The sequence below is a fragment of the Telluria sp. AIW5 genome, assembly GCF_056680575.1.
On sequence record NZ_CM155289.1, the window covers coordinates 931,222 to 952,477 of the forward strand.

Below are 21,256 nucleotides of genomic sequence, written 5' to 3' on the forward strand. Positions count from 1 at the left end.
TTGCCTCAAGGAATTCCATTCTCATCAGTTCTCCCTATGCGATCACTCAATTCCGACAGTTTATGAGGGCAGGAGCCAGCTTGACCTGTTGCAGCAAAAATGCAACATTAATGGACAAAAAACAACAGTGTTTCACCCATTTACTAACTTGCTGGCGTATTTAACAAGTAACCGGCTGTGGGGCTGAGGCGCAGTCCTACAAGGTTCGTGGATGACGCAAGGCCAGGCCGGCATGAGGCGGGGAGGTGGCCGGGCCGGAAAAAGAAAAGGCGCCCGGGGTTGCCGGACGCCTGTATCTGAGCGGGAGCGGAGGGGCCGTCAGGCGTCCGGCAGCACCACGTTCACATCGAGCACTTCCAGGTTGCCCTGGCGGTCGAGCGAGATCTTGATGTCGTCCGCGTTGACTTTGGTGTACTTCGAAATCACTTCGATCAGTTCGCGGTGCAGCGCCGGCAGGAAGTCGGGACCTGCGCGGTTGGTGCGCTCGCGGGCGATGATGATCTGCAGCCGTTCCTTGGCCGCGGTCGCGCTCTTCTTCTTTTCTGGGAACAGGAATGAGAGCAGGGCCATGTCACTTTGCCCCAAAGATGCGCTGCAGCAGGCCTGGCTTTTCGTAATTCGTGAAGCGCAGCGGGCGGTCTTCGCCCAGGAAACGGGCGACCACGTCTTCATAGGCTTCGGCCACGTCGGTGCCCTTGAAATGGATCGCCGGGTTGCCCTGGTTCGAGGCGTGCAGCACCGATTCCGATTCCGGGATGATGCCGATCAGCGGAATGCGCAGGATTTCCTGCACGTCCTGATACGACAGCATCTCGTCGTTTTCGACGCGCTTCGGCGAATAACGGGTAATGAGCAGGTGTTCCTTGACCGGCTCGCCGCCGGTCTGGGCGCGGCGCGACTTGGCCTGGATGATGCCGAGGATGCGGTCCGAATCGCGCACCGACGACACTTCCGGATTGGTCACGATCAGCGCTTCATCGGCGAAGGTCAGGGCCATCAGCGCGCCATGCTCGATACCGGCCGGCGAATCGCAGATGATGAACTCGAAGTCCATCTTGACCAGTTCGTTCAACACGCGCTCGATGCCGTCTTCCGACAGGGCGTCCTTGTCGCGCGTCTGCGAGGCCGGCAGGATGAACAGGTTGTCGCAGTGCTTGTCCTTGATCAGGGCCTGGTTCAGCGTCGCCTCGCCATTCACGACGTTGACGAGGTCGTACACCACGCGGCGTTCGCAACCCATGATCAGGTCGAGGTTGCGCAGGCCGACGTCGAAGTCGAGCACGGCGGTCTTGTGGCCGCGCAGGGCCAGGCCGGTCGAGAAGCTTGCGCTGGAGGTGGTTTTGCCCACGCCGCCCTTACCGGACGTTACAACAATAATTCTTGCCACAAAAATGTCCTTTACAGTATCTGGTCAATGCCTGGCCGGGTTGGCCATTTTATGCGCGCGGCGAAGCCGGACTCAGCGATGCGAAGTCAGAGATGATATATCGAGCCGGTCGCCGACCAGGCGAATTTGCGCCGGCTGGCGTGCCAGCTCGGCAGGGAAGCCGTCGTCGAAGGTGCGGTACACGCCTGCGATCGACACCAGTTCCGGTTGCAGCGACAAACCAAAAATGCGCGACTCGGCATTGCCCGAGGCGCCGGCCAGCGCGCGCCCATGCATTGGCGCGTACACGTGGATGCTGCCGTCGGCAATGATCTCGGCGCCATTGTTGACCGCTGCCGTGATGATCAGGTCGCAGCCGCGCGCATACACGCGCTGGCCGGCACGCACCGGCGTGTCGACGATCATCGCCGGCAACGCCGCCTGTGCCGGCATCGCCTGTTGCGGCTGTTGCGGCTGGGCTTGCGGCGCCGGCTGCTGCACCGGCACGATCGTGACGGCGGCGCTGGCGGCGGTTGCCGCCGCCACATCCTCGCGCGCACGCTCGGCGCCGGCGCCGTCGTCGAGCGCCAGGCCGCGTGCCTTGATGGCATCGCTCATCGCAGGCGTCGCACCGCGCACCGCCACCGCGTTCAGGCGGTATTTTTTCAGCAGGTCGACCAGCGCGCGCCAGTCGATATACGTGGTCTCGGCGGCAATGGCGCCGACGTCGATCACCGCGAATTCATCTTCGAAAAAGTCCGAGACGCCGCCGGTCATCTGCTTGAGGGCCGCATCGATCGCAATCGGATCGACCGAGTGCAGGATCGCCGAGATGGCGACGACCGTGGAAATCTTGATTTCGATGGGCAGGCTGGACGGGCTTTTCGACATAAACGGATCAGGTTGGATGAGCCCGTGCATTCTACTGTGAAATTTGCTGAAAAGGGCAGCATTTCCCCCATCATTCCATAGGGCAACTGAGGCTGCGGTGCTGTTCCGTATTTTGCCGGAAAACACGGCTTTGAAACCCATCGTCGACCTATCGTCTTTACTGGTTGTTTTCCGTGGATAAGCTGATAAGATTGACTTTGCTCAAACGTAAACGCAGGTGCGAAACCTACCATTCGAGGTTTCCGCCAGGCCGAATCGGCAGCCCTGCACCCTATCCGGGTGCACACTCCATCGCTACAGAGCGCACCGAGCGTATCGCTGCCCCCTCAAACCCTGGCTCAGCCAGTATCGGAGAGAATAATGGAAGACGTCGTCATCGTAGCCGCCGGCCGCACCGCGGTCGGCAAATTCGGCGGGTCGCTCGCCAAGATCCCTGCCGCCGAACTCGGCGCGCAGGTGATCCGCCAGCTGCTCGCAAAAACCGGCATCGACCCGGCCACCGTCAGTGAAGTCATCATGGGCCAGGTGCTCACCGCCGGCGCCGGCCAGAACCCGGCGCGCCAGGCCGCCATCAAGGGCGGCTTGCCCGACATGGTGCCGGCCTACACCATCAATAAAGTCTGCGGCAGCGGCTTGAAAGCCACCCACCTGGCGACCCAGGCGATCCGCTGCGGCGACGCTAGCATCGTCATCGCCGGCGGCCAGGAAAACATGAGCGCCTCGCCCCACGTGCTGAACGGTTCGCGCGACGGTTTCCGCATGGGCGACGCAAAACTGGTCGACACCATGATCGTCGACGGCCTGTGGGACGTGTACAACCAGTACCACATGGGCGTGACGGCAGAGAATGTCGCGCGCAAGTACGAGATCTCGCGCGCCGAGCAGGACGAATTCGCGCTGAACTCGCAACTGAAGGCCGAAGCGGCGCAGGCGGCCGGGAAATTCAAGGACGAGATCCTGCCGATCGAGATCCCATCCAAAAAGGGCGCGGTCGTGTTCGATACCGACGAGTATCCGAAAGCGGGCAGCACGATCGAGGCCTTGTCGAGCCTGCGCCCGGCCTTCAACAAGGAAGGCACTGTCACCGCAGGCAATGCTTCGGGCCTGAACGACGGCGCCGCCGCCGTGATCATGATGAGCGCCTCGAAAGCCCGCGAACTGGGCCTGACCCCGATCGCGCGCATCAAGGCCTATTCGTCCTCGGGCCTCGATCCCACCATCATGGGCATGGGTCCGGTGTCGGCCTCGCGCCTGTGCCTGCAAAAGGCCGGCTGGACCCACGACCAGGTCGACCTGATGGAAATTAACGAAGCCTTTGCCGCACAGGCCGTGGCGGTCAACAAGGAAATGGGCTGGGACACCTCGAAGATCAACGTCAACGGCGGCGCCATTGCGCTGGGCCACCCGATCGGCGCGTCCGGCGCGCGCGTGCTGGTGACCTTGCTGCACGAAATGGTCCGGCGCGACGCCAAGCGTGGCCTGGCCAGCCTGTGCATCGGTGGCGGGATGGGCGTGGCGCTGGCGGTGGAGCGCGACTAAGCAGGCTTGTGGTTCTTAAAAAGGGGGCCACGACAATTCGACCGGCAACAGGTCGATCGGGGCTCCCAATAACGACGGACAAAACAGGAGAAGACAATGGCACGAGTAGCATTGGTAACGGGCGGTATGGGCGGCCTGGGCGAGGCCGTGTGCATCAAGCTGGCGGCGCTCGGGTACACGGTCGTCACGACTCACTCGCCGGGCAACACCAAGGCCGAGAGCTGGCTGGCCTCGATGCGCGACCAGGGGTTCAGTTTCAAGGCCTATCCCTGCGACGTGGCCGACTACGATTCGGCGCAAGCCTGCGTGGCCCAGGTCGAGCGCGAAGTCGGCCCGGTGGACGTACTCGTCAATAACGCCGGCATCACGCGCGACATGACCTTCAAAAAGATGGACAAGCCGAACTGGGACGCGGTCATGAAGACCAACCTCGATTCCGTGTTCAACATGACCAAACCCGTGTGCGACGGCATGGTCGAGCGCGGCTGGGGCCGCATCATCAACATCTCGTCCGTGAACGGCCAGAAGGGCGCCTTTGGCCAGACCAACTACTCGGCCGCGAAAGCCGGCATGCACGGTTTCACGAAAGCGCTGGCGCTGGAAGTGGCACGCAAGGGTGTGACCGTGAATACCATTTCGCCGGGCTATATCGGCACCAAGATGGTGATGGAGATTCCATCCGAAGTGCTGGAAAGCAAAATCATCCCGCAGATCCCGATGGGCCGCCTCGGCAAGCCGGACGAAGTGGCCGGCCTGGTCGCATACCTGTCGTCGGACGAAGCAGCGTTCGTGACGGGCGCGAACATCGCGATCAACGGTGGCCAGCACATGTATTGATCGGCGTTCCGGATTGACCCGAAAGCACCGTGCCGGTTTTCAAACCGGGCGGTGCTTTTTTTATGCCCGCCGGACCGGCGGCGCTTTGGGTGCTGCACACAAAGCGGGCAGGGAAGATGGCGCAGGCATCGCGCTGCATTCCCATTGTGGGAACGATCATCCCCGGAATGGGTACGATCGCGACGGCGTGATGGGCACTGGGCGCCTTCCTTCGCAAGAGCGCGGCCGGTTTGCGCCGTTTTTTGTATCCTCTACCAGACCCACTGCAAAGCCGATCGCCCCATGGATGCCAGCGAAACCTCTTCCGTAGTCAATCTTCCCAAGCAGCTGCGCTACGAACATTTTATTCGGCGCGTGGCCGATACCGGCCGTGTCTGGGGCCTGGTCCGCGACGGCTGGGCCATCGGCAAGACCGACGACGGCGCCCTCGTTTTCCCGCTCTGGCCCACCTGCGAGCTGGCCATGCAATGCGCCGTGCTCGAGTGGGAGGGCTATGTGGCGCAGGAATTCGGTCTGCAGGAATTGTTCGATGAATTGCTGCCGCAAATCGAGGCCGACGGCATCCTGCCCGGCATCACCTATACACCCGACGAATACGGGCTGACGCCCTCGCACGCCCACCTGCGCGCCGACCTGCAGGCGCGGCTGCGCCAGCGGTCGGCTTCCCGCAACGACCCTGTCGAATAAGGCAATCGCGCATGCACATCCTCCCCTACGACGGCCTGGCCCTGGCCTCCCTTGACGAACAGTTATTGCAGCCGGGCGTAAAAGGTTTACCCATTACCGAACCGTTGCGCCAGGGCGCGATCGGCGTGCAGGGCTGGAATGTGCTGCATGCCGATACCAGCTTTCCGGTGGCCGTCCTGAAAACGGCGGCCCTGCGCCACAACCTCGACTGGATGCGGCGTTTTTGCGAGCGGTACAAGGTGACGCTGGCGCCGCACGGCAAGACGACGATGAGCCCGCAGCTGTTCGGCGCCCAGCTGGCCAACGGGGCCTGGGCCATCACCATGGCGAACGCCACGCAGATCCAGGTCGCGCACCGCTTCGGGGTGCGCCGCGTGCTGCTGGCGAACCAGCTGGTGGCGCCCAGCGACATCAAGGCGGTGCTGGCCCTGCTGCACGCCGACCCGCACTTCGAATGCATCGTGCTGGCCGATTCGCTGGCCGGCGTCGCGCGCCTGGCCGAAGCGGTGGCGATGCACCCGCTGGCGCGGCCGCTGCCGGTGCTGGTCGAACTCGGCCTGGAGGGCAAGCGCGCCGGCTGCCGTACGCCGGAGGCAGCGATCACGGTGGCGCGCGCGATCGCGGGTGCGCCGGGCCTGCAGCTGGCCGGCTTCGAGGGCTATGAAGGGCTATTGGTGACCGACCAGCGCGAACAAGACCTGGCCGCTGTGAACGCTTTCCTCCTGCAATTGGCCGAACTCGTGCGCAGCAGCGACGACGAAGGCTTATTTACCGGCGCCGAGATCCTGTTGTCGGCCGGCGGCTCGTCCTATTTCGACCTGGTCGCGCGCGGCGTCCAGGACGTGTCGGGGCTGTCGCGGCCGGTACGCGCCGTGCTGCGCAGCGGCTGCTACCTGACGAGCGATCACGGGATGTATGAGCGCCTGATCGGCGAACTGAATGCACGCGAAGGGGAGCACGATGGCTTGCAACCCGCCCTCGAGGTATGGGCCATGGTGCAGTCGCGCCCGGAACCGACGCTGGCGATCCTGACGATGGGCAAGAGAGATGCCTCCTACGACGCCGACCTGCCGGTGCCGCTGCTGTACCACCGTCCCGGCCCCGGCGCGCCGCACGCCTTGCCGCCGGGCTGCAGCATTTTCAAACTGAACGACCAGCATGCCTACCTGCGCCTGCCGGAAGGCCATCCCCTGTGCAGCGAGCTGGCGGTAGGCGACCTGGTCGGCTGCGGCATTTCGCACCCGTGCACCACCTTCGACAAGTGGCCGCTGCTCCTCGGCGTCGACGACGATTACCACGTGCGCGGGGCCTACAATACCTTCTTCTGAAACGGTGGGGCCGTACGCTACAATCCTTGCTCGAACATCAAGAGAGCCGCCATGCCCGCCACCCCGCCGTCGCTGTTTCCGCCGATCCAACCGACCCGCCACGGCATGCTGGCCGTCGATGATCTGCACACGATCTACTGGGAAGAGGTGGGCAACCCGAACGGCATCCCGGTGCTGTTCCTGCACGGCGGCCCCGGCGCCGGCCTGTCTCCGCAGCACCGGCGCTTTTTCGATCCCCATTCCTACCGCGTGATCCTGTTCGACCAGCGCGGCGCCGGCAAATCGACGCCGCTGGGTGAATGGCGTAACAACACGACCGGCTTGCTGATCGACGACATCGAGCGCCTGCGCGTCATGTTCGGCATCTCGCGCTGGTTGGTGTTCGGCGGTTCCTGGGGTTCGACCCTGGCGCTCGCCTACGGTGAGCGCCATCCGGAACGCTGCCTCGGTTTCGTGCTGCGCGGGATTTTCCTGTGCACGAAGGCCGAAGTCGACTGGTTCCTCCACGGCGTGCAATGGTTTTATCCGGAACTGTACGCCGAATTCATCGCCCCGATTCCGATCGACGAGCGCGCCGACCTGCTGCAAGCGTATGCGCGCCGCCTGCTGTGCGACGACCCGGCCCTGTACTGGCCGGCGGCGCGCGCGTGGAGCCGCTTCGAGGGGAGAAGGGTGTTCCTGCTGCCGCAGGAAGAAGAGCAGCCCTCCGACACGCTCGACCTGGGTGTCGGACGCCTGGAAGCGCATTACATGGCGAATGGCGCCTTCCTCGAGGAAGACCAGCTGATCAGTAACCTCGGCCGCATTGCCCACCTGCCGGCCGTCATCGTGCAAGGCCGCTACGACGTGATTTGCCCGCCGCTGTCGGCGCACCGCCTGCATGGCGCCTGGCCGGGTTCGGTCATGCGCATGATCCCGGATGCGGGACACGGCGCCCTCGAACTGGGCATCGCGCGTGCGCTGGTCGGCGCGACCGAACAGTTCAAGAGACACGGCCGCTTCGATTGAGCCGGGTCCGCGGCTGCTACACTACCCATGATGGACCAACAATGCGAATAAACGTGTTTCCATGAATATCCAGATTAGCGACATCGGCCACATGATCCAGCTGGCGATTGCGCCCGTCTTCCTGCTGACGGGCGTGGCGACCAAGCTGACGGTGCTGACCAACCGGCTGGCGCGCATCATCGACCGCACCCGCGTGCTGGAAGACCGCCTGCGGATCGGACCGAACGACGAATACACCGCGGAACTGGAAACCCTGTACAAGCGCTCGCACCTGATCAACTACGCGATCACCTCGAGCACCGGCTGCGGTTTGCTGGTCTGCCTCGTGATCGCGATGCTGTTCCTGGGAGACAGCGCGAACATCAAGCTCGACAAGTACATTGCCGCCTTCTTCGTGCTGGCGGTGTTCGGCCTGATCTTCAGCTTCACGTTTTTCCTGCGCGAGATTTTTATTTCGTCGCGCTTCATGCGCATCCGCCACGACGCCAGCCTGGTGCCGGGCCAGCGCCGCACTTAATTTTAAATACCTTCACATCGAATCGAGTCTTACATGCACGACTACCAGCGCCCACCCACCCTGCACCTGTATGGCATGCGCGACGAGCTCGAGCAGGCATTGAAGGCAGGCCAGTTCCGGCTGCTGCCAGGTAACGGTTTCCTGACCGTCTCCTTCTCGCAAGCCTGGAGCAAATCCCTGTTCGAGGTACTCGGACCTGCCGACTGCTGCCTCGTCATCCATAACAGCGAAGAATTCGGAGAGCGCCTGCACCGCGCCGTCCAGCGCGCACTGCCGAACTGGGCCGGCATCGACGGCGCCGTCGAATACGGCAGCCGTTCGCCGCTGGGCGCGGCATTTACCAAAAGCGCCGCCGAGGCCCAGGAACAGGAGTGGAAATTCGCCTGGCGCTCGCTGTCGCCGAATGCGAGCCTGAATCCGGTGACGGTCAAAATTGGCAGCATCGAGCAGTTCGCCGAGTTGCGCGCGCCGCAAAGCCATCTGGTGTAATCGACGCGTGTGCAGTTCGTAGGGTGGGCATGCCCACGCGAAACGCCGCGTCACGTTAAACGGTTTTCAACCCGGCCGCCCGCATCCAGAAAACGCGTTCCCGGATAATCCGCGTCACGCGTCGTCATTGATTGCCGTTATCGCCGCGTCGACCCGCCAACATGGCGCAACCGTCCGCGTGGGCGCGGGGCGCCCACCCTACGTTTAGAACCACGACTCCACGGATTCCCGGTTTAATGCCGGGATGACAAATAGCGCCTACCCCCATCTCCTCACCCCGCTGGATCTCGGTTTCACGACGCTGAAAAACCGCGTGATCATGGGTTCGATGCACACCGGCCTCGAAGACCGTTTTTATAACTACGGCAAACTGGCCGCCTTCTACCGCGAGCGTGCTGCCGGCGGGGTTGGCTTGATCGTCACCGGCGGCATCTCTCCCAACCGCCAGGGCTGGCTGCTGCCGCTGGGCGGCACCCTGAATTTCATCGGCGACGTGGTTAATCACCGCCGCGTGACCCGCGCCGTGCACGAAGAGGGCGGCAAGATCCTGATGCAGATCCTGCACGCGGGGCGCTACGGCTATCAACCCTTCGTCGTGTCGGCCTCGCCCATCAAATCGCCGATCTCGAAGTTCAAGCCGAAAGAACTGACCGAGCGCGGTATCGAAGCGACGATCCGCGCCTATGTCCGCTGCGCGAAACTGGCGAAGCTGGCCGGCTACGACGGCGTCGAGGTGATGGGCAGCGAGGGGTATTTACTGAACCAGTTCCTGTGCGCGCGCGTCAACAAGCGTACCGACCGCTGGGGCGGTCCGATCGAGAACCGGATGCGCCTCGCCATCGAGGTCGTGCGCCGCATCCGCCAAGCCGTCGGTCCGGAGTTCATCCTGATGTACCGCCATTCGGTGCTGGACCTGGTCGAAGGCGGCAATACCTGGGAAGAAGTGGTCACGGTCGCGCAGGCACTGGAGGCGGCCGGCGTCACCATCCTCAACACGGGCTACGGCTGGCACGAGGCGCGCGTTCCGACCATCGTCACCTCGGTGCCGCGCGCCGCCTTTGCCAGCGTCGCGGGACGCCTGCGGCGCGAAGTGACGATTCCGGTCGTCGCCTCGAACCGCATCAACATGCCGGCCGAGGCGGAAGACGTGCTGGCGCGCGGCGACGCCGACATGGTGTCGATGGCGCGTCCTTTCCTGGCCGACGCCGCCTTCGTCATCAAGGCGGCCAGCGGCCGCGCCGACGAGATCAACACGTGCATTGGCTGCAACCAGGCCTGTCTCGACCACACCTTCTCGAATAAACGGGCCAGCTGCCTGGTCAACCCGCGCGCCTGCCACGAGACGGAACTGGCGTACACGAAGACGGATAAACCGCGCCGCATCGCGGTGGTCGGCGCCGGTCCGGCGGGATTGTCGGCGGCGACGGTGGCCGCCGAGCGCGGCCACGCGGTGACGCTGTTCGAGGCCTCGAACGGGGTCGGCGGCCAGTTCAATGTCGCGATGCGGATCCCCGGCAAGGAGGAGTTTACGGAGACGGTCCGCTATTTCACGCGCAAGCTGGAAACGACCGGCGTCAATGTGCAACTGAACCAGCGCGTGACGCGCGAAGAGTTGCTGGCGGCAGGTTTCGATGACGTCATCGTCGCCACCGGTGTGCGCATGCGCATGCCGGCGATTCCCGGCATCGATCATCCGAAGGTGCTGTCGTATTTGTCCGTCCTGCGCGACAAGGCGCCGGTGGGCAAACGCGTGGCGATCATCGGCGCGGGCGGCATCGGTTTCGACACCGGCGAGTTCCTGCTGCACGATCCGAGCCACCCCTTGCCGCAGCCGATTGCCAAATGGACCGGGGAGTGGGGCGTCGACCTGGATGCGACGGTGGAGGGTGGCTTGATAAAACCGGTGGCGGCGCATCCGTATCGGCAGTTGTACCTGTTGCAGCGTAAAAGCACGCGGCCCGGGGCGGGGCTCGGCAAAACCTCGGGCTGGGTGCACCGCGCGGCGCTGGTACGGGGCGGCGTGCAGATGCTGGCGGGGGTGCAGTACGATCGGATCGACGACGCCGGGCTGCACATCACGGTCGGTGGCGAACAGCGCGTGCTGGAGGTGGACAATGTCGTGATTTGCGCGGGGCAGGAGAGCCTGGATGAATTGACGATCGGGGGCGCGACGTCGAAGACGGCGTTCCACAAGATCGGCGGGGCGGTGCTGGCGGCCGAACTGGATGCGAAGCGCGCGATTCGCGAAGGGGCGGAGCTGGCGGCGCGCTTGTGAGTCGGTAGGGCACGTCATTCCTGGTGAAGCGTGCCCCTGCTCATATGCCGTACCGCGTGGACACGGTGTGCGCGGAGGCCGGGCTGCCGAGGCACCAAAAAAAACGGGGCATCGCGCCCCGTTGTCATTACTTCTTGCGCACCACCACGCACCCAATCGAATACCCGGCCCCGAACGAGCAAATCACCCCGTTCGCGCCCTGCGGCAAATCGTCCTGGTACTTGTGGAAAGCAATGATCGACCCGGCAGACGAGGTGTTCGCATAGGTATCGAGAATCACCGGCGCCTCATTCGGCTCGGCGTCGCGGCCTAACAGGGTGCGGGCGATCAGCAAATTCATGTTCAGGTTCGCCTGGTGCAGCCAGTAGCGCGACACCTGCGGGATCTGCAGGCCGGCCGCTTGCACCGTTTCCTTGATCATCTCGGCGGCCATCGGGCACACTTCCTTGAACACCTTGCGGCCCTGCTGGCGGAACAGTTTATCGGCCTTGCCGACGCCCGCTTCATCAAAACGGTTCATGAAACCGAAGTTGTTGCGGATGTTATTCGAAAACTTGGTTTTCAGCTTCGATTCGAGGATCTCGAACTGGTGCTCGCCCACCGCCGTATCGGCCGCCTCGATGATCATCGCCGTACACGCGTCGCCGAAAATAAAATGGCTGTCGCGGTCGCGGAAATTCAGGTGGCCGCTGGTGATTTCCGGGTTCAGCACGAGTACCGCGCGCGCCTGGCCCGTCTGCACCGCCGCCATCGCGGTCTGGATGCCGAAGGTGGCCGACGAACAGGCCACGTTCATATCAAAACCGTAGCCCTCGATGCCGAGCGCGTCCTGGACCTCGACCGCCATCGCCGGGTAGGCGCGCTGCATGTTGGAGGCGGCGACCAGCACCATGTCGATGTCGGCGGCGGTACGGCCGGCGCGCGCCAAAGCATCCTGCGCGGCGGCCACGCACATCTCGGCCTGCAGCGACAGTTCGTCGTCGCCGCGCTCGGTGATGCGCGAGGTCATGTGCGCAGGGTCGAGGATGCCCTCCTTCTCCATCACATAACGCGACTTGATGCCCGAGGCTTTCTCGATGAAGCCGCTGCTCGAGGCTTCCAGTGCGGCGACCTCGCCGGCCGCGATCGCGGCGGCGTTTTCGAGGTTGTGCAGCTCGACATAGGCATTAAAAGCCGTCACCAGCTCGTCGTTCGAGATGGAATACGGAGGCGTAAACAGGCCGGTGCCGCTGATGACGACAGGTTTCATGGTCGGGGCTTTCAAAGGAGATAACGGGGGATTCCCCGGTGAATGACGGCGATTCTACACAATCAACCCGGGCCTGGGAATTGTCGGGGTGACCATCGCACCCGTGCTGTCGTTTCGTGCCCGGCTACTCGTGGTGGGCCAGCGTGGCGCCCGGCGCATGTTTCGACAACTGCATCGGCTGGCCCTTCAGGTGCTTCACCGCCTGCAGCAACTGGAAATCGGCCGCGCCGCCGTAGGCCAGCGGCTGGCGGTCGCGCGCCGCATCGAGCAGGGCCATCTGCTCGTAAATATCGTCCGGGCGCGTTTTCGTTTCGCCGGCGCCGTCGCCCGACAGGTGGCGGTCGAGGTCGGCTTCGCGCAGGCGCAGCGCATTCAGGCCGTCGTTCTCGGCGTTTTCGTCGACCGCGAAATCGGGCACGATGCCGCGCGCCTGGATCGAGCGCCCGCTCGGCGTGAAGTAGCGCGCCGTCGTGAGTTTGACGGCGGCGTCGCGCCCGATCGGACGGATCGTCTGCACCGAGCCCTTGCCGAAAGTCTGGGTGCCGACAATCGCCCCGCGCTTGTGGTCCTGTAGCGCGCCGGCGACGATTTCGGAGGCCGAGGCCGAGCCGGTATTGACCAGCACCACGAGCGGCAGGGTCTTATAGATTTTCGGGATGGCCGACAGCGGATCGCGCCCACTGCGCAGCATGTAATCTTCCGGGCGGCCGTAGTAGTGCTGCCGCGACTCAAGCAGCTGGCCGTTGGTGGAAACGATTTCCGCGCCATCGGGCAAAAACGCGGCGGCGACCCCGATCGCGCCTTGCAGCAGTCCGCCCGGATCGTTGCGCAGGTCGAGCACCAGGCCTTTCAAATGGGGCTCCTTGCGCGCCAGCTCGGCCAGTTTATCCGCCATGTCGTCGACGGTCGGTTCCTGGAACTGGGCGATGCGCAGCCAGCCGTAGCCCGGCTCGACGATGCCGCCCTTGACGCTTTTCTGCACGATTTCCTGGCGCTCGACGGTGAGTACCAGTGGCTGCGGCGCACTGGCGCGGGCAATCGTCAGCGTGACGCGGCTGCCGGGCGTGCCGCGCATGCGCTTGACCGCTTCTTCCAGGCCCAGGCCGCGCACGTCGGCGCCGTTGATGCGCGTGATCAGGTCGCCCGCCAGGATGCCGGCGCGTTCGGCCGGCGAGTCTTCCATCGGCGCGACGATTTCCACGTAGCCGCCGTCGCTTTCCCCGATCTCGATGCCGAGCCCGACGAATTTTCCTTCGGTGCCTTCGCGCAATTCGCGAAAGGCGGCCGGGTCGAGGTAGGCCGAGTGCGGATCGAGCGAATCGACCATGCCGGAGATGGCCTTGGTGAGCAAGGTGCCGCCCTCGACCGGCTCGACGTAATCGGACCGGATCACCTCGACCACCTTCGCCAGCTGCTGCAGCTGGTCGAGCGGCATGCTCGGCTCGACCGGTTTGTAGGCGAGCGCGGAGAACTGCATGGTGACGGCGGCGCCGGCGGCGAGGCCGACGGCAACCAGGCCGGCGTTCTTGAGGGTGGAGCCCATGGTGTCGATGGTGGCGGGAAGAAGGAGGAAAAAAGGGAATCAGGCCTTGGCACGCATGAGATAGCGCGCCCCCAGTATAAACCCGAATCGCGCCTCGTTCGGGGTGCGCCCGCGCAAACGGGCCCCAATGTAAAGCGCCTTGTACTTCCGGTAAGTAATTGTAAGAGTGAACACAGCAGGCCGTGGCCGGTCCTATAGTCGATTCCAGTTTTTCTCTCTCCACCCCAAAGTGGTTTCGCCCGCGGTTCCCCTCCGCGGGCATTTTTTTTGCCCGGAGTTGCGTATGCGATTGCGCAGGTCATTCCTGGCCGACCTTGTATCGCAACGTAAAAAATGTCCACGGGTGAGGCAGGCTGGACGGCAGCCGCTAGAATGTCCGGCTACGTCAATACCAATGGTGCTGCCCTACGGCGGCGCTTCCTATAAAAACGACATGAACAAGCTGATCCAGACTGCCTGCCTCGCCCTGCTGGGGGCGGCCGGCACTTCTGCCCTGGCCGCTGGCCAGAACACCGATCCCGCCCCACAAGCCGCGCCCGAGACAGCGCCGGCCACGCCCACGCGCAATGAGCCTGCCGCCACCAGCGCCAAGGCTGCCCCGGTCGCCCAGGTCAAGGTCACCGGCACCCGCGCCAACGACACCGACCAGCGGCGCCTGTCGACCGCCTCGAAAATGGTGTTCGGCCGCGAAGAGCTCGACCGCAATGGCGACGCGAGCGTCGGCGACATTTTGAAACGCCTGCCGGGCGTGACGATGGGCGGGCCGCCGGGACGCGGCGGCGGTGGCGCGGTACGCATGCGCGGTCTCGGCAACGGCTACACGCAAGTGCTGATCAACGGCGAGCGTCCGCCTCCGGGTTTTTCGATCGAATCGCTGCCGCCGGAGCAGGTCGAGCGCATCGAGGTGATGCGCGGGCCGGTGGCCGAACACAGCACGCAGGCGATCGCCGGCACGATCAACATCGTGCTGCGCGAGGGCTACCGCCAGAAGGACATTCAATTGCGCGCGGGCGACAACATCAGCGCCGGGCTGCACTCGCCGAACCTGTCGCTGGCGCTGCCCGGACAGTCCGGCAATTTGACCTGGCAGATGAACGTGAATGCGATGGCCGGCCGCAGCCACAGCGACAGCGACAGCTATGTGCGCGAGGAAGACCTCGATGACAAGGTGACGCGCGAGCAGAACATCCACACGGAAATCGACTCGCGCACGCGCGGCATGTTCCTGTCGCCGCGCCTGTCCTATAAATTCGACAACGGCGACACGCTGACTTTTCAACCCTTCATCGGGATCAACCGCGGCGACAACAGCAGCGACACCTTCATTGACCACCTGGGCGGCACGCGGCCGGCCGAATATGCGCGGCTGCGCACCGGCTCGGCGTCGGACTCGAAATTTGTCCGCGCCATGGGCAACTGGCTGCACAAGATGGACGGCGGCGCCAGGCTCGACATCAAACTGAGCGGCGGCGCCAGCCGCAGCGACAGCGAGAGCCTGCGGTATACCTCGGATGCCAATGACGCCACGCTGCGTACCTTCAACGACGTCGACGAAAGCCGCAACAGCAACGTCACCCACAGCGGCAAGTACACCGCGCCACTCGGTAAAGGTCATTTGCTGGCCGTCGGCTGGGATGTCGAGGCTGCGCACCTGGCGCAGGTGCACGTGGCGGAAAGCGACGGTGGCGCACTGTTCGACGATTCCGGCGCCAACCTGGAAGCGTCTACCCGCCGCCTGGCGCTGTTCGCCCAGGACGAATGGGACATTACCGAGCGCTGGTCGATGTACCTTGGTTTGCGCTGGGAGGGCATCCGCACCACCAGCACCGGGAGCAGCACGGAGGTCAGCAATACCAGCCGGGTCTGGAGCCCGGTCCTGCATACCGTATGGCGTATTCCCGGTTTCGAGAAGGACCAGGTGCGTGCCAGCCTGACCCAGAGTTATCGGGCGGCGCCGCTGAACGACATGATCGCCTCTCCCTCGTTCGCGACCTACAACGCGCGCGTCAGTCCCGACCGCAGCGGCAACCCGAACCTGAAACCCGAGCTGGCCAAGGGCATCGACCTGGCCTACGAACACTACCTGGGCAAAAGCGGCATCCTCAGCGCCAGCGGTTTTATCCGCAACGTCGATAACCTGATCCGGCGCGTCATCGTCGAGCGCCAGACCAGCCAGGGCATGCGCTACCTGTCGAGCCCACAGAACATCGGCAGCGCGCGCACCAGCGGCATCGAACTGGAAGCGAAATTCCAGCTGGCCGAACTGATGCCGAACAGCGCGGACATTGACTTCCGCAGTAACTACAGCCGCTTCTGGTCGAGTGTCGAGGGCATCCCCGGACCGAACAACCGGCTCGATGGCCAGGCCGAACAGACGGCGAACCTCGGCCTCGACTACCGGATGAAGGCGCGCCCGCTGACCCTGGGCGCCAGCCTCAACTGGACCCCGCCGGTGCTGGTGCAGACCAGCCCGCTTGAAGCCAGCCGGGCCGGCGTCAAGCGCCAGGTCGACCTGTACGGCCTGTGGAAATTCAGCGTCGCCACCCAGCTGCGGCTCTCGGTCAACAACCTGCTGGCCGAGGATTACGTGAGCGCCCGCTATTACGCCGCGCCGGCCGGCTATGTGACGACCAGCACGCACACCGACCCCACCTTCGGCCTGCGTTTCGAGATGAAGCTGTAAGCAGCCAGCACCGCCGCGGCCCAGGTCAAGAGCTGGGGTCAGGTCTGACATTCGGACTCCCGCCTTGGCGCGACCTCTGCCTTACGCGGCCTGGTATCGTTGAGACCGTGTCTGAATGTCAGACCTGACCCCAGCCTTTTTAAGCTCCCTCCAGTTTTCTATAGCGCCCGTCAATACAGGCTTCCCTTGAAATGGCCGGCGGGGCGGGGCGCCATCATTTTTGCCACATTCCCTCTCGACGGATGGGCCTGGATCGGGCATTCTTGCAGGATGACCCCTGCCGCGGTCGCCGACACAGGTGCTTGTATGGACAGTGCCGGCGCCGCCCGGGCCGGCGTTACCACCTGTTGGTGCACATGGGCACGACTACGTTGCCCGGTGCGCGTTTTCTATCGGCAAACGAGGAATTCCCTTGAAACCTACCCTTCTGAGTACCCTGATCCTGTCCGTGCTGGCCAGCTTCGCCCATGCCGGCGACACCACCAGGCCGAATGCCGCACCCATGGCCGTCGCCGCGGCAAGCGCCACGGCCGCGCCGATCTCGGGGATCGACACCCAGTTCATCGACGCCTCGGTGCGCCCGCAGGACGACTTTTTTACTCACCTGAACGGCAAGTGGCTGAAGTCGACCGAGATCCCGGCCGACAAGGCCAGCTGGGGTACCTTCATGCAGCTGCGCGACGACAGCCAGGCGCACGCGCGCGAGATCATCGAGGCCGCCCAGAAGGACAGCACGAAAAAGGCCGGCACCGAGGTCCAGAAGATCGGCGACCTGTACGCCAGCTTCATGGACGAAGCGCGCCTCGAGAAGCTGGGCGTGAAACCGCTGGCGAGCGAACTGCAGCGCATCCGCACGCTGAAGGACAAGAAGGGCGTCCCGGGCCTGGTGGCACACCTGTCGAAAATCGGCGTCGCCACGCCCTACGGCATCCGCGTCGGCCAGGATGCGCGCGCTTCCACCAAATACGCGACCTACATCGGCCAGGGCGGCCTCGGCATGCCGGACCGCGACTACTACCTGAAGCTCGACGACAAGCGGATGGCTGACACCCGCGCCAAATACGAAGCACACGTCGCGCAGGTCCTGAGCCTGGCCGGCGAAAAGAACGCCGCCGAACAGGCCAAGGCCATCGTCGCCTTCGAGACCGAACTGGCGAAGGTGCAGTGGACCAAGGTCGAGAACCGCGACCCGGTCAAACGCTACAACAAGATGAGCGTGAGCGAACTGGCCGCGCTGACCCCGGGCTACGACTGGAACGCGGCCCTGGCCGCGGCCGGCGTCGCGAATAAACTCGATTACGTCATCGTCGCCCAGCCGAGCTACCTGACTGGCTTTAACCAGGTGGTCGCCAACACGGACCTGGCGACCCTGAAATCGTATTTCGAGTGGCAGCTGCTGCGCGAATATTCGCCTTACCTCTCAAAAGCCTTTGTGGACGCCAACTTCGCCTTCTACGGCACCGCGCTGACCGGTGTCACCGAAAACCGTCCGCGCTGGAAGATCGGCGTGTCGACCGTCGAAGGCGCCATGGGCGAAGCGGTGGGCCGCCAGTACGTGGCCAAATACTTCCCCGCCGAGCGCAAGGCGCGCATGGAAGAACTGGTGAAAAACGTGCTGGCCGCCTACAAGGAAAGCATCGACACCCTCGACTGGATGACCCCGGCAACCAAGAAGGAAGCGCAAGCCAAACTGGCCAAGTTCACCCCGAAGATCGGCTACCCGAACAAGTGGCGCGACTACACGAAACTGGCGATCCGCAGCGACGACCTGGTGGGCAACGTGAGACGCGCTTCGGCGTTCGCGTACAACCGCAACATCACGAAACTGGGACAACCGATCGACCGCGAAGAGTGGGGCATGACGCCGCAGACGGTGAACGCCTACTACAGCAGCTCGATGAACGAGATCGTGTTCCCGGCCTCGATCCTGCAGCCGCCGTTCTTCGACATGCGCGCCGACGACGCCGTCAACTACGGCGCGATCGGCGCCGTGATCGGCCACGAAATCGGCCACGGCTTCGACGACAAGGGCAGCCAGTCCGACGGCGACGGCAACCTGCGCGACTGGTGGACGAAAGAGGACCGCGCCGCCTTCCAGACCCGTACCGACATGCTGGTGAAACAGTACAACGGCTACAGCCCGCTCCCGGGCTACAACGTCAACGGCGAGCTGACCCTGGGCGAGAACATCGGCGACAACTCGGGCCTCGCCATTGCCTATAAAGCCTACACGATTTCGCTGAAGGGCCAGCCGGCCCCGGTAATCGACGGCCTGACCGGCGACCAGCGCTTCTTCATGGGCTTCGGCCAGGTCTGGCGCAGCAAAATGCGCGAAGCGCAGCAGATCGTGCAAGTGAAAACCGACCCGCACTCGCCGGGCCAGTTCCGCGCCAACGGCACCGTCATGAACCACCCGGCCTTCTACGAAGCGTTCGGCGTGAAGGAAGGCGACAAAATGTATTTGGCACCGAAAGATCGCGTCACGATCTGGTAAAGTCATCAACCTGGTCAGGCATAAGCCCGTCGATACGGGACGTATGCATATGTCGACCGATCCGGCCGGTGCCCACAAGGCGCCGGCCGCCAACCCGAAAATAGTGGAGAGTCACACATGAAGAAACACATGCTGAGCGCCCTGACGCTGGCACTCATCGCCGGCTTCGCGCAGGCCGAAGGCGCCGCCGCCGCCGCTGCTTCGACGGCCAAAAGCGCCAAGGCCCCGGTCCTGTCGGCTGGCATCGCCACCGAATACATCGAGCAGGGCGTGCGTCCGCAGGACGACTTCTTCGAATACCTGAACGGCAAGTGGCTGAAAAACACCGAGATCCCGGCCGACAAGGCGAGCTGGGGTTCGTTCATGCAGCTGCGCGAGAACACCATGCCGCGCCTGCGCGGCATCATCGAAAAGTCCGCCGCGAGCAATCCGGCCGCCGCCACCGACGCCCAGCGCATCGGCGACTTCTACGCCAGCTTCATGGACGAAGCGCGCCTGGAGCAGCTGGGCGCGACCCCGCTTGCCGGCGAACTGGCCAAGATCGCCGCGTTGAAGGACAAGTCCGAGCTGCCGGCCATGCTGGCGCGCCTGGGCAAGATCGGCGTCGGCGTGCCTTTCGACTTCGGCATCCACCAGGACAACAAGGATTCGACCAAGTACGTCGCCGACATCGGCCAGGGCGGCCTGGGCATGCCTGACCGCGACTACTACCTGAAGGCGGACGACGCAAAACTGGCCGACACCAAGGCCAAGTACGAGCGCCACGTCGAGAAGATGCTGGCCCTGGCCGGCGACAAGAACGCCGCCGCCAACGCCAAAGCCATCGTCGACTTCGAGACCGAAATCGCCAGGGTGCAATGGACCAAGGTCGAACTGCGCGACCCGGTCAAGGCCTACAACAAGGTCGACCTGGCCGACATGGGCAAGGTCGCCCCGGGTTACGACTGGAAGAGCTGGATGGATGCCTCCGGCCTGTCCGGCAAGGCGACCTACGTCATCGTCGGCCAGCCGACTTACCTGAAGGCCTTCGTCGACGTCTCGAACAAGACCTCGCTCGACACCTGGAAAGCTTACCTGTCGCTGCACCTGATCGAATCCTACGGCAACTTCCTGTCGAAGAATTTCGTCGACGAGCGTTTTGATTTCTACGGCAAGACGCTGTCGGGCGTGACAGAAATGGAACCGCGCTGGAAGCGTGGCGTCAGCGCCGTCGAGCGTGCGCAGGGTGAGTCGCTGGGCAAGCTGTACGTGGCCGAGTACTTCCCGCCGGAGCACAAGGCGCGCATGGAAGCGCTGGTGAAAAACCTGCTGGCCGCCTATAAACAGAGCATCGACAAGCTCGACTGGATGAGCCCGGCGACCAAGAAGGAAGCGCAAGCCAAGCTGGCCAAGTTCACCCCGAAGATCGCCTACCCGAACAAGTGGAAGGATTATTCGGCATTGATCGTCAAGCGCGACGACCTGGTCGGCAACGTGATGCGTTCGCGCGTGGTCGAAGCGGACCGCGAGATCAACAAGCTCGGTAAGCCGATCGACCGCGAAGAGTGGGGCATGACGCCGCAGACGATCAACGCCTACTACAACCCGGAGATGAACGAGATCGTGTTCCCGGCCGCGATCCTGCAGCCGCCGTTCTTCGATGCCAACGCGGATGACGCGGTCAACTACGGCGGCATCGGCGCCGTGATCGGCCACGAGATCAGCCACGGTTTTGATGACCAGGGCGCTCAGTACGACGGCAACGGCAACCTGCGCGACTGGTGGACCCCGTCGGATCATAAAAACTTCAAGGCCAAGACCAACATGCTGGTCGCGCAATACAACGCGTTCGAGCCGCTGCCTGGCTACCACGTCAACGGCGAACTGACGCTGGGCGAAAACATCGCCGACAATTCGGGCCTGGCGATCGCGGCGAAAGCCTACCAGATCTCCCTGAAAGGCAAGAAAGCGCCCGTGATCGGCGGCATGACCGGCGAGCAGCGCCTGTACGCGGGCTGGGCACAGGTGTGGCGTTCGAAGATGCGCGAGCCGGCGCAGATCGCGCAAGTGAAAACCGACCCGCACTCGCCGGGCCAGTACCGCGCCAACGGCACCCTGAAAAACCAGCCGGGCTTCTACGAAGCCTTCAAGGTCAAGCAGGGCGACAAGATGTACCTGGCGCCGAAAGACCGCGTGATCATCTGGTAAGCACCGGATCACGCGCCACGAAAAAACACCGCCTGGCTTGCGCCGGCGGTGTTTTTTTATCCTGCTGCGGCAGGTCAGTGGCGAACCGGCTGTCGGCACACGGCAAGAAAAAACCCCAGCGGCCTTGCGGCGGCTGGGGTTGGCCACCGGAAGCGGGGCGTCT

General features: G+C 63.9%; 16 protein-coding genes. 11 read left to right on the forward strand and 5 right to left on the reverse strand.

The features are described from left to right. Nucleotides 1-318: 318 nt before the first annotated feature. The 3 genes from minE to minC form a co-directional block, all read right to left on the reverse strand. On the reverse strand, nt 319-570 hold the full coding sequence (gene minE / locus AC1MEM_RS04185; protein ID WP_192052476.1) for a cell division topological specificity factor MinE: 252 nt from the start codon (nt 568-570) through the stop codon (nt 319-321). A gap of 1 nt (nt 571) precedes the next feature. After that, entirely contained in the window at nt 572-1,387 is an 816-nt protein-coding gene (gene minD, locus AC1MEM_RS04190; protein ID WP_499475527.1) for a septum site-determining protein MinD, read from the reverse strand. A gap of 72 nt (nt 1,388-1,459) precedes the next feature. Next, entirely contained in the window at nt 1,460-2,257 is a 798-nt protein-coding gene (minC, locus tag AC1MEM_RS04195) for a septum site-determining protein MinC (RefSeq protein WP_499475529.1), read from the reverse strand. Between the two features lie 360 nt (nt 2,258-2,617). Between minC and AC1MEM_RS04200 the strand changes: the two genes are divergently transcribed. From AC1MEM_RS04200 to AC1MEM_RS04235, 8 genes are all read left to right on the forward strand, one after another. After that, nucleotides 2,618-3,796, forward strand: coding sequence for an acetyl-CoA C-acetyltransferase (locus AC1MEM_RS04200; RefSeq protein ID WP_499475531.1), 1,179 nt, complete (start codon nt 2,618-2,620; stop codon nt 3,794-3,796). Nucleotides 3,797-3,892: 96 nt separating this feature from the next. Continuing rightward, nucleotides 3,893-4,633, forward strand: coding sequence for an acetoacetyl-CoA reductase (gene phbB, locus AC1MEM_RS04205; protein ID WP_499475532.1), 741 nt, complete (start codon nt 3,893-3,895; stop codon nt 4,631-4,633). Between the two features lie 282 nt (nt 4,634-4,915). Then, nucleotides 4,916-5,320: a DUF2750 domain-containing protein gene (locus AC1MEM_RS04210; protein WP_499475533.1), complete on the forward strand. Its 405-nt coding sequence runs from the start codon at nt 4,916-4,918 to the stop codon at nt 5,318-5,320. Between the two features lie 11 nt (nt 5,321-5,331). Beyond that, on the forward strand, nt 5,332-6,648 hold the full coding sequence (locus AC1MEM_RS04215; protein ID WP_499475535.1) for an amino acid deaminase: 1,317 nt from the start codon (nt 5,332-5,334) through the stop codon (nt 6,646-6,648). Nucleotides 6,649-6,699: 51 nt separating this feature from the next. Then, nucleotides 6,700-7,656 (forward strand): prolyl aminopeptidase, encoded by a 957-nt coding sequence (gene pip, locus AC1MEM_RS04220; RefSeq protein WP_499475536.1) that lies wholly within the window; start codon nt 6,700-6,702, stop codon nt 7,654-7,656. Nucleotides 7,657-7,717: 61 nt separating this feature from the next. Beyond that, entirely contained in the window at nt 7,718-8,173 is a 456-nt protein-coding gene (locus AC1MEM_RS04225; protein ID WP_499475538.1) for a DUF2721 domain-containing protein, read from the forward strand. 33 nt (nt 8,174-8,206) lie between these two features. Then, nucleotides 8,207-8,662 carry a hypothetical protein gene (locus AC1MEM_RS04230; protein WP_499475539.1) on the forward strand — a complete coding sequence of 152 codons (456 nt, stop codon included), beginning with the start codon at nt 8,207-8,209 and terminating at the stop codon, nt 8,660-8,662. 244 nt (nt 8,663-8,906) lie between these two features. After that, nucleotides 8,907-10,937, forward strand: coding sequence for a 2,4-dienoyl-CoA reductase FMN-binding domain-containing protein (locus AC1MEM_RS04235; protein ID WP_499475540.1), 2,031 nt, complete (start codon nt 8,907-8,909; stop codon nt 10,935-10,937). Between the two features lie 127 nt (nt 10,938-11,064). On the opposite strand, the gene AC1MEM_RS04240 is transcribed toward AC1MEM_RS04235, so the two are convergent. Together AC1MEM_RS04240 and AC1MEM_RS04245 are read right to left on the reverse strand one after the other, a co-directional pair. Continuing rightward, nucleotides 11,065-12,186 carry a beta-ketoacyl-ACP synthase III gene (locus AC1MEM_RS04240; RefSeq protein ID WP_499475541.1) on the reverse strand — a complete coding sequence of 374 codons (1,122 nt, stop codon included), beginning with the start codon at nt 12,184-12,186 and terminating at the stop codon, nt 11,065-11,067. Nucleotides 12,187-12,310: 124 nt separating this feature from the next. Continuing rightward, complete coding sequence (locus AC1MEM_RS04245) at nt 12,311-13,729, reverse strand: S41 family peptidase (protein WP_499475542.1); 1,419 nt, start codon at nt 13,727-13,729, stop codon at nt 12,311-12,313. Between the two features lie 433 nt (nt 13,730-14,162). Here AC1MEM_RS04245 and AC1MEM_RS04250 point away from each other — a divergent pair, with 433 nt between their 5' ends. The 3 genes from AC1MEM_RS04250 (at nt 14,163) to AC1MEM_RS04260 (ending at nt 21,093) form a co-directional block, all read left to right on the forward strand. After that, the gene (locus AC1MEM_RS04250; protein WP_499475543.1) at nt 14,163-16,412 is read left to right on the forward strand and encodes a TonB-dependent receptor plug domain-containing protein; all 2,250 of its coding nucleotides are present in this window, start codon (nt 14,163-14,165) and stop codon (nt 16,410-16,412) included. Nucleotides 16,413-16,824: 412 nt separating this feature from the next. Then, nucleotides 16,825-18,906 carry a M13 family metallopeptidase gene (locus AC1MEM_RS04255; RefSeq protein WP_499475544.1) on the forward strand — a complete coding sequence of 694 codons (2,082 nt, stop codon included), beginning with the start codon at nt 16,825-16,827 and terminating at the stop codon, nt 18,904-18,906. A gap of 117 nt (nt 18,907-19,023) precedes the next feature. Continuing rightward, nucleotides 19,024-21,093 carry a M13 family metallopeptidase gene (locus AC1MEM_RS04260; protein ID WP_499475546.1) on the forward strand — a complete coding sequence of 690 codons (2,070 nt, stop codon included), beginning with the start codon at nt 19,024-19,026 and terminating at the stop codon, nt 21,091-21,093. Nucleotides 21,094-21,256: the final 163 nt, after the last annotated feature.

What these genes read in the sequence shown, in the direction of transcription:
- AC1MEM_RS04235 (WP_499475540.1), top strand. Translation starts at nt 8,907, where the DNA reads ATGACAAATAGCGCCTACCCCCATCTCCTCACCCCGCTGGATCTCGGT.
- phbB (WP_499475532.1), top strand. Translation starts at nt 3,893, where the DNA reads ATGGCACGAGTAGCATTGGTAACGGGCGGTATGGGCGGCCTGGGCGAG.
- AC1MEM_RS04250 (WP_499475543.1), top strand. Translation starts at nt 14,163, where the DNA reads ATGAACAAGCTGATCCAGACTGCCTGCCTCGCCCTGCTGGGGGCGGCC.
- AC1MEM_RS04210 (WP_499475533.1), top strand. Translation starts at nt 4,916, where the DNA reads ATGGATGCCAGCGAAACCTCTTCCGTAGTCAATCTTCCCAAGCAGCTG.
- AC1MEM_RS04225 (WP_499475538.1), top strand. Translation starts at nt 7,718, where the DNA reads ATGAATATCCAGATTAGCGACATCGGCCACATGATCCAGCTGGCGATT.
- minC (WP_499475529.1), bottom strand. Translation starts at nt 2,257, where the DNA reads ATGTCGAAAAGCCCGTCCAGCCTGCCCATCGAAATCAAGATTTCCACG.
- AC1MEM_RS04215 (WP_499475535.1), top strand. Translation starts at nt 5,332, where the DNA reads ATGCACATCCTCCCCTACGACGGCCTGGCCCTGGCCTCCCTTGACGAA.
- AC1MEM_RS04260 (WP_499475546.1), top strand. Translation starts at nt 19,024, where the DNA reads ATGAAGAAACACATGCTGAGCGCCCTGACGCTGGCACTCATCGCCGGC.
- AC1MEM_RS04200 (WP_499475531.1), top strand. Translation starts at nt 2,618, where the DNA reads ATGGAAGACGTCGTCATCGTAGCCGCCGGCCGCACCGCGGTCGGCAAA.
- minE (WP_192052476.1), bottom strand. Translation starts at nt 570, where the DNA reads ATGGCCCTGCTCTCATTCCTGTTCCCAGAAAAGAAGAAGAGCGCGACC.
- AC1MEM_RS04245 (WP_499475542.1), bottom strand. Translation starts at nt 13,729, where the DNA reads ATGGGCTCCACCCTCAAGAACGCCGGCCTGGTTGCCGTCGGCCTCGCC.
- pip (WP_499475536.1), top strand. Translation starts at nt 6,700, where the DNA reads ATGCCCGCCACCCCGCCGTCGCTGTTTCCGCCGATCCAACCGACCCGC.
- AC1MEM_RS04240 (WP_499475541.1), bottom strand. Translation starts at nt 12,186, where the DNA reads ATGAAACCTGTCGTCATCAGCGGCACCGGCCTGTTTACGCCTCCGTAT.
- AC1MEM_RS04230 (WP_499475539.1), top strand. Translation starts at nt 8,207, where the DNA reads ATGCACGACTACCAGCGCCCACCCACCCTGCACCTGTATGGCATGCGC.